General features: G+C 42.5%; 8 protein-coding genes and 1 other RNA gene. 2 read left to right on the top strand and 7 right to left on the bottom strand.

The features are described 5' to 3' along the window. Positions 1 to 204: 204 nt before the first annotated feature. Together BXY_RS20535 and BXY_RS20540 are read right to left on the bottom strand one after the other, a co-directional pair. Positions 205 to 1356: a dipeptide epimerase gene (locus BXY_RS20535; protein ID WP_015532853.1), complete on the bottom strand. Its 1152-nt coding sequence runs from the start codon at positions 1354 to 1356 to the stop codon at positions 205 to 207. 113 nt (positions 1357 to 1469) lie between these two features. Continuing rightward, positions 1470 to 2450, bottom strand: coding sequence for a C40 family peptidase (locus tag BXY_RS20540; protein WP_015532854.1), 981 nt, complete (start codon positions 2448 to 2450; stop codon positions 1470 to 1472). A gap of 98 nt (positions 2451 to 2548) precedes the next feature. Here BXY_RS20540 and rnpB point away from each other — a divergent pair. Next, an RNA gene (rnpB, locus tag BXY_RS20545) (RNase P RNA component class A) lies at positions 2549 to 2912 on the top strand. Between the two features lie 22 nt (positions 2913 to 2934). Beyond that, positions 2935 to 4254: a YihY/virulence factor BrkB family protein gene (locus BXY_RS20550; RefSeq protein ID WP_008025368.1), complete on the top strand. Its 1320-nt coding sequence runs from the start codon at positions 2935 to 2937 to the stop codon at positions 4252 to 4254. Positions 4255 to 4622: 368 nt separating this feature from the next. Here the strand turns inward: BXY_RS20550 and BXY_RS20555 are convergent, their stop codons facing one another. The 5 genes from BXY_RS20555 to pstA form a co-directional block, all read right to left on the bottom strand. Further along, the gene (locus tag BXY_RS20555; RefSeq protein WP_015532855.1) at positions 4623 to 5159 is read right to left on the bottom strand and encodes a nitroreductase family protein; all 537 of its coding nucleotides are present in this window, start codon (positions 5157 to 5159) and stop codon (positions 4623 to 4625) included. A 58-nt stretch (positions 5160 to 5217) separates the two neighbouring features. Further along, the gene (locus BXY_RS20560; RefSeq protein WP_015532856.1) at positions 5218 to 5820 is read right to left on the bottom strand and encodes a riboflavin synthase; all 603 of its coding nucleotides are present in this window, start codon (positions 5818 to 5820) and stop codon (positions 5218 to 5220) included. A gap of 390 nt (positions 5821 to 6210) precedes the next feature. Then, the gene (gene phoU, locus BXY_RS20565; RefSeq protein WP_004317629.1) at positions 6211 to 6900 is read right to left on the bottom strand and encodes a phosphate signaling complex protein PhoU; all 690 of its coding nucleotides are present in this window, start codon (positions 6898 to 6900) and stop codon (positions 6211 to 6213) included. Positions 6901 to 6975: 75 nt separating this feature from the next. After that, the gene (pstB, locus tag BXY_RS20570) at positions 6976 to 7734 is read right to left on the bottom strand and encodes a phosphate ABC transporter ATP-binding protein PstB (RefSeq protein ID WP_009041080.1); all 759 of its coding nucleotides are present in this window, start codon (positions 7732 to 7734) and stop codon (positions 6976 to 6978) included. Positions 7735 to 7742: 8 nt separating this feature from the next. Continuing rightward, positions 7743 to 8556: phosphate ABC transporter permease PstA (pstA, locus tag BXY_RS20575; RefSeq protein ID WP_208946878.1), on the bottom strand; the 814-nt coding region annotated here is incomplete at its 5' end.

The following is an 8556-nucleotide window of genomic DNA, read 5'->3' on the forward strand; positions in this document are numbered from 1 at the left end:
AAATTGTTAATATTCGACATTGTTTTAACTTTTTCGACGTTAAAATAATAACAAATATCGTTCACTTATTCTACTTGTCACTCTTTTTTGTCCACTTTTAACAGAGAATATTTAGAGCTTAACAGCGGTTAACGACAACACCTGACAAATTTACATTCGTTGTATGTCAGATGACTTTAACACTCTGACATTCATTCAGTAAAGTCAGATTTTCATGACACCGATTCCGGGCAAATCATTTAAGGTGATCTTTCCTTTCACTACTTCTACCCCTTTAAAGCGATCATTAGAAATAAGCAAGTTACCATCCAGGTCGGCAAAATCGACTAATGGCGAGAACTGTGAAGCTGCTGAAATAGCACACGAGGTCTCTGTCATACAACCCACCATCACACGCATACCGAACGCATGCGCCAATGTCACCATCTTCCATGCTTCACGCATACCGGTACACTTCATCAACTTAATATTAATTCCCGTGAAAGCGTCTTTCAAAGCAGCTACATCTCCCAAACGCTGCAACGATTCATCTGCAAATATCGGCAATGGACTTTGTTGCGTTATCCAGGCAATGTCGTCTAGCTTCTCCTTCGGCATAGGCTGTTCTATCATCACAATGCCTTTTTCTTTCAGCCAATGAATCATATCAAGCGCGTATTGACGGTCTTTCCAGCCTTGGTTGGCATCTATCGCTATCGGTAGATTCGTTACCGAGCGGATGGTTTCAATCATCTCCTTATCATTGTCCCGTCCCAGCTTTACCTTTAATATATTAAACTGATCGGCACACTCTTTCGTTTTCTCCCTTACCACATCAGGTGTATCAATACCTATCGTGAAGGTGGTAGAAGGCGTCTTTTCTTTGTTCAATCCCCATATCTTATACCAGGGAGCATCCAACAGTTTTCCCACCAAATCATGAAGGGCAATATCTACCGCAGCTTTCGCCGCCGTGTCTTTTGGCGAGAGGCTGTCAACGTATGACAAAATGTCATCTAGCTGAAAAGGATCACTAAACTGTTCCAGATTCACTTTCCCCAGAAAACTCATAACCGATTCTACCGTCTCTCCCAAATAAGGAGGCATAGAGGCCTCTCCGTACCCCGTTATTCCTTCATATTCTATTTCCACCTGTACATCAGGAGTCGTTGTGCGTGAATATGTGGCAACCGTAAACACATGCTTCAACTTCAATTCATAAGGGAAAAAGCTCATTTTCATCTTTCCTCCCAAACCGAGCTTATTTATATAGACGTTAGAAAGCGATGATTCTCCGGCTAATGTCCGACGGACAACCAACCCTGAACCCAAAGCAGCCAAAGTCGCTGTTTTCAAAAAATCTCTTCTGTTCTGCATGCTTTAATAGATGATAAATTACAAATGATAAGTGATAAATGACAGGTGGCAGATAATAGATGATAGATATTTATGCCAAATACTCACAGTAACTATCAACCATCATTTATCAACTATTTATAATAAGGATTATTATCCGTAGTATTCATTCCCTTCTCCTTATTAATATAAGGTAGGAAGCGAACGGCAAAAAGCAGACGTTTCGTGTTGAACTCGTCATAGTTCTTATCCGCAGGGTTCATACTACTGATGTGTACATCGCCCAAAGCGTGGATAAACTGTTTATTACCAAGGTAAATACCAACATGAGAGATTCCTTCTTTACGCTCCGCAGTCGCTTTACGACCGAAAAACACTAAATCCCCCCGTTGTACATTGGCAAAATCAGGAGCAATCTCAATACGTTCGCCCACATAAGCCTGTTGAGACGCATCTCTCGGAATAATAATATCATGCATAAAAAGCACGGTACGTACCAAGCCGCTACAATCTACTCCTTTGGAAGAGGTTCCTGCCCACAGATAAGGAATTCCCATCATCGAATAAGCAGTCGCAATGATACTTTCAACATCTTGTTTCAATGAAGCCCTCCATTTTGTTTCCGGTTGAGAAATAGATTTAGAAATGTATGCTTTCCGACCGTCGGGATAAGATACTTTGTAGAAATGCCCTTTGCTTCCCTCCCACTTCAGACGATTGCCTGCAACCACGTCGGACACAGGTTGAGAACTTTCATCCGGTTTTTCATACGCAAATCCGTAGTGCGAAGTAACCACTATCTTTTCCGCCCGGTTCCACTCATCATAACGTTCCTTCGACATGGGGGTAATCACCATCCGGTGTACCCATCCGGTATAATCATCCGGCGTTTGTATCTCGTACCAACCGGTATATTGAAGTACTTTGACCGGCATCCCCAACAATGCCTGCGTACTCATGCCGGAAGTAAATTTGCCTTCTTCGCGCAAATTACAAACAGAGATATGTACTACCCCATAAGCTGAATCGGCAGGCATGGGACGTATTTCCTGTGCTTTCAGGCTGACTGCCGCAATCACCAGAAAACAAGAAAAAAGGAGGATATTCTTCTTCATTAAAATTCATTTTAATAATAGCAAAGATAGAAATTATTTCTATTTGTGGTACTTTCTTTGGCTAAAACAAAATAAATGACGTATTTTTGCAGTCTAAAGCAGTTGGCCGGTCTGTCGCGTGCATGTTTCGTGCAGGAGGAAAGTCCGGGCAACATAGAGCATCCTACTTCCTAACAGAAAGCTGTCCGTGAGGGTAGAGTAACGTAGAAGAAAACAACCGCCGCTCCTTTCGGGGAGAGGTAAGGGTGAGAAGGTGGGGTAAGAGCCCACCAGCCGCATGGTGACATGTCGGGCTGTACGTCTTAGGAGTTGTAAGGTCATGTAAACCGGCGTTATGAGAGTTGCTCGCTCCATGTCGGAGGGTAGACCGCTAAAGTGTCGTGGTGACACGCCACTCAGATAAATGACAGGCACCTTGTTTTATATAAGGTACAGAACTCGGCTTATAGGCTGACTGCTTTTTCTTTTAATTATCCGTTGAACTATGAAGAAGAAAATCACCGATATATGGAAGTTTCTTACGTATGACATCTGGCGCATTACGGAAGATGAAGTGACCCGAACCAAGTTCTCACTCTACAATATTATAAAGACCATCTATCTTTGTATCAACCGGTTTACCAAAGACCGGATGGCTAATAAAGCTTCCGCACTGACATATAGCACATTGCTCGCCATTGTACCGATACTTGCCATCCTGTTTGCCGTGGCACGCGGTTTTGGATTCGACAACCTGATGGAACATCAGTTCCGCAATGGTTTCGGAGGAAATATAGAAACAACAGAGGCCATTCTCTCATTTGTCAACTCCTATCTTTCACAAACCAAAGGAGGTATTTTCATTGGAGTTGGTTTGGTCATGTTGTTATGGACGGTTATCAATCTGGTCAGCAATATTGAAATCACCTTCAACCGTATTTGGGAAGTGAAAAAAGCACGATCCATGTATCGCAAGATTACGGATTACTTTTCTATGTTCCTGTTGATGCCGATTCTAATCGTAGTGTCCGGAGGACTTTCTCTGTTTATGAGTACCATTCTCAAACAGATGGATGATTTCGTCCTGCTTGCTCCTATTATGAAATTCATGATACGGCTTATCCCTTTCGTCCTGACATGGCTGATGTTCACAGGGCTGTATATCTTCATGCCGAATACGAAAGTAAAATTCAAACACGCGCTCATTGCAGGCATTCTGGCGGGGTCTGCTTATCAGGCTTTTCAATTCCTGTATATCAACAGCCAGTTGTGGGTATCAAAGTACAACGCCATTTACGGTAGTTTTGCCGCACTTCCTTTATTTTTGCTTTGGTTGCAAATATCTTGGACAATCTGTTTATTCGGAGCCGAATTGACGTATGCCGGACAGAATATCCGCAGTTTTAGTTTTGACCAGGACACCCGGAATATCAGCAGACGATACCGGGACTTTATATCCATCCTGATTATGTCGCTCATAGCCAAACGGTTTGAGAAGAACGAGCCTCCCTATACGGCTGCAGAAATCTCGGAAGAGCATCAGATTCCCATCCGACTAACCAATCAGGTGCTTTATCAGTTGCAGGAAATAGAATTGATTCACGAAGTAGTCACCGACGAAAAAAGCGAAGAGATCGGCTATCAACCGTCAATGGATATCAATCAATTGAATGTAGCCATCTTATTGGATCGTTTGGATACATACGGTTCCGAGAATTTCAAAATTGATAAAGACGAAGAATTCAACGACGAATGGAAAGTGCTGACCGAGTCCAGAGAAGAATACTATAAAAAAGCAAGTAAAGTATTACTGAAAGATTTATAAGGAAAAGGACGCAAGCAGTGCAACGATCTCGAAAATCAGACTTTACAACCTGATACTCTTATCTATAATAAGCCCAAAGCCAGCCTGAAAGGAGAAGCCGCCCAACTGAAAGTGGCAGTAGACTATTTGCTGAAGGATTTGTCAAAAAAGAAATAAATACTACATTATTAATGCCGCTTATTCAGCGGCATTAATAATAAGTTATATATCAACACTTTAGAGGAAACACTTTTGGTTTTAAATAAACAGTCCGTTCCTTTAAAAGGAAAGCATCGTTGGTTTAAAAGGAACGGACTCTTCCTTTAAAACCAACGATGCTTTCTGTTATATGCTTATCCTAAAGAACTAAGAATATAATTATTTTTCAATCAATAACGGTTGTATGAAATCACCTTTTCTTTCGGCTTCCTCATTTTCTTGCGTTTTTCCTTTGCCGGATAACCAATGACAATATCCAGCAATAAACGTTTGGAAGCAGGGATACCGGCAAGCTGTTTCATTTCTTTTTCATCAAACCAACCCAGAATACAAGAGCCCAGTCCTTCGGCTTCAGCCGCCAAAGCAATATGAGCAGCAACTATTCCAATGTCGATCAATGGAAAATGCTTGCCTTTCACCTTTCCACCAAGCAGAGAGGTAATATTAGCAGATTCCTCTACCACCAGAATATGCACGGGAGCATCTTTAGCAAACTTATTCATCCCCAAACCAGCAGCAGCTTTCCCCGCTTTTTGGGCCAGTTCCTTATCCGTGATGACTACAAACTTCCAAGGCTGCGCATTACAGGCCGAAGGCGCCAAACGAGCAGCTTCAAGTATCCGTTCCAACTTTTCCGGCTCTACCGGACGCTCCTTATCATACGAACGGTCGCTTTGACGAGCCTGTACCAATTGAAGAAAATCCATAAGATTGCGATTTTATGATTTACAATTTACGATTGAAATTCGCTTTTGCGACAGCCAACTATTTATACTGAATCATCCGGCTGATATACTTACCGATAATATCGAATTCAATATTTACCACACTGCCAATCTCAAACGTATGGAAGTTTGTATGCTCATACGTATAAGGAATGATAGCTACCTGGAAAGTAGCATCGGTCGGATTACATACCGTCAGGCTAACACCGTTCACAGTTACCGAACCTTTATCCACCGTGATATATCCACGTTTCGCCATTTCCTTATCAAACGCATATTGGAAGGTAAAATACCAACTACCTTCCGCATCCTTAATATCAATACAAGTAGCGGTCTGGTCTACATGTCCCTGAACGATATGTCCGTCCAGTCGGCCATTCATCATCATGCTACGTTCAACATTCACCTTATCCCCCACTTTCAGCAGACCGAGATTAGAGCGTTCCAATGTTTCTTTCATGGCAGTCACCGTATACGTATCATCTGTCAGAGTCACCACTGTCAGACACACACCATTGTGAGAAATACTCTGGTCGATTTTCAACTCATTCACAAACGAACACTTAAATGTAAAGTGTATATTCTCCTGGTCTTTCACCAGTGCTACCAAAGTAGCATATTCTTCTACGATTCCAGAAAACATAATTTCATTTACTATTTTACGATTTACTACTTACTATTTTAAGATTGAGAATACTCTCTTAATGCAAGGGTCAAAGATACGAATTAGAAAGGAGCTTAAAAAATAAGAGCAAAAAAAAATGGGGCTTTTCACAAAGCTCCATTTTTCAGTTTTCAATAGGTATTAGTTTTTTTTTAAGGTAAAAAGATTGTTTTCAGGATAACGGTGCAAATATAGGCGGTTTTACCGATACTATCCAAATTATAAAACATGTCATATAACATCTTTTTGAAAATTCTTTGGATTTATTATCATTTGAAGCAAAATCTCCTGTAACTTGTCCGTTATAGGTGACAAATATAGGATATTTTTTTAAGGAGCCCTAATTTCTGTTTAAAAATCCGCAAAAAATTACTTTTCCGGGTAGTTTTCGTCCGTTTTGCCACGATGTTTTAACACTTTGGCGTCAATGAAGAAAACAATCTCCTCGGCAATATTGGTAATATGGTCTCCCGAACGTTCCAGTTTACGGAACACACTGACCAAATCTACGCAGGTATGTACAGCTTCCGGATGTTCGATGATATAGTCAGAAAGAATACCTGTCGCATCCGCATTGATTTCATCCAGCAAATTATCCTTGGCAAACACTCCCGCTGCCAGGTCATTACTCTCTTCATTTAAGGCACGCTTCGCCAGTTCCAGCATCGACAACACTTCTGCCTGCATCTCTGCCAGACGAAGACGGTTCAATAATTCCGCATCCAACACCGGCTCTTTGCAACGAAGTACAAAGCGGGCAATACCTTCCGCAAAGTCGCCCAAGCGTTCCAGATTCGTATTGATCTTCAGCATAGCCAATACAAAACGGAGGTCAATCGCCACCGGATTATATAATGCGATAATGTCTTCCACATCGCTATCTATCTTCAATTCAAAAGCATTCACCCGACGCTCGCGAACCATCACTTGTTGAGCCAACTCCTTGTCGAGGGTCAACACAGCCTCTCCGGCACGGTCAAGCTGGTTGTACACCAAGGTCCACATTTCATCAATTTCCTTCTTCAATAGGATAAGTTCCGATTCTATAAACTTTACCATAGTCTATTATATATAAATGATTAATATTTTGCTAATGACATTTCAGAAATAAATTTCAGGCACGGATTTCACGAATTACCCGAAGCGTCCCGTTATGTAATTCTGGGTAGCCTCTTTCTCCGGATTGGTGAATATCCTTTTCGTCTGATCGAATTCCACCATTTCGCCCATATAGAAAAACGCCGTCTTATCACTGACACGGGCTGCCTGCTGCATATTATGCGTAACGATTACAATCGTATAATCCTTCTTCAATTCATGGATCAACTCCTCCACCTTAGCCGTAGAAATAGGGTCGAGTGCAGACGCAGGCTCATCCATCAGCAATACCGAAGGAGAGACAGCCATCGCACGGGCGATACAAAGCCGCTGTTGCTGTCCGCCGGACAACGCATAAGCCGACTCCTTCAACTTATCTTTCACCTCATCCCAAAGAGCCGCTCCTTTCAATGTTTCCTCCACACGCTGACGAATGAAAGCATTATCTTTTATTCCGTTCACACGAAGTCCGTAAGCCACATTCTCGAATATACTTTTCGGGAAAGGATTCGGACGCTGGAACACCATTCCTACATTCTTGCGGAGTTCGTCCACTTCCACCCCTTTCGCATATATATTATGTCCGTCGATACGGATTTCTCCCTCCAGACGGGTATCAGGAATCAAATCATTCATCCGGTTGAAAAGCCGGAGGAAAGTAGACTTACCGCAACCGGACGGTCCGATAAAAGCGACAACCGACTTTTCCTCAATCTGCATACTGATACCCTTCAATGCATGAAAATCTCCATACCAAAAGTTCACATCACGCGCATCTATTTTCACTGTATCCATATACTAATCTAGTTTGTTTTTACTCTTTTCTCAAAATACTTTCTCAATGCATTAGCCAGCAGATTCACGAACAGGATAATCATAATCAACACCAATGCCGTACCATAAGCCAGCGGCAATTGTGCCTCCATATCCGTTCCACTCGTGGAAATCACATACAAATGGTAAGGCAATGCCATACACTGATCGAAAATACCCGTTGGCAGTTGTGGCAGGAAGTATGCGGCACAAGTAAACAGAATCGGTGCCGTCTCTCCCGAAACACGTCCCAAGGCAAGAATCAACCCTGTGATAATGTTCGGCATCCCCATCGGCAGAATGACGTGCCAGATCGTCTGCAACTTCGTTGCCCCCAAGGCCCGGCTGCCTTCACGCATACTGTCGGGAATGGCTTTCAAAGCTTCCTCCGTTGTCCGAATGACCAAAGGTACACAAAGCAAACCTAATGTCAAAGAACCGGCCAAAATACTATCACCAAATCCCATATAATTGACAAACAGCGCCATACCGAACAATCCGAATACGATGGAAGGAATACCGCTCAAGTTATTGGTCATCACCCGGATAAAGCGTACCAACTTACCTTTCGGCGCATACTCATTCATATAAATTCCGCTCATCACCCCTATCGGAAAAGCGAACAGCGCACTCCCCACCATCAGATAGAAAGTACCGACAATAGCCGGCCATATACCGCCACCTGTCATCCCGTCCGTAGGAGCCGAAGTGATAAAATCCCAACTGATAGCGCCGATTCCTTTATAGACGATAAATCCCAGAATTGCAAACAATATCAGTACAATGCAAAGGCTCAACAGCCGG

Origin of the sequence: Bacteroides xylanisolvens XB1A (assembly GCF_000210075.1) — a bacterium.
In the GTDB taxonomy this organism is placed as follows: Bacteria; Bacteroidota; Bacteroidia; order Bacteroidales; family Bacteroidaceae; genus Bacteroides; species Bacteroides xylanisolvens.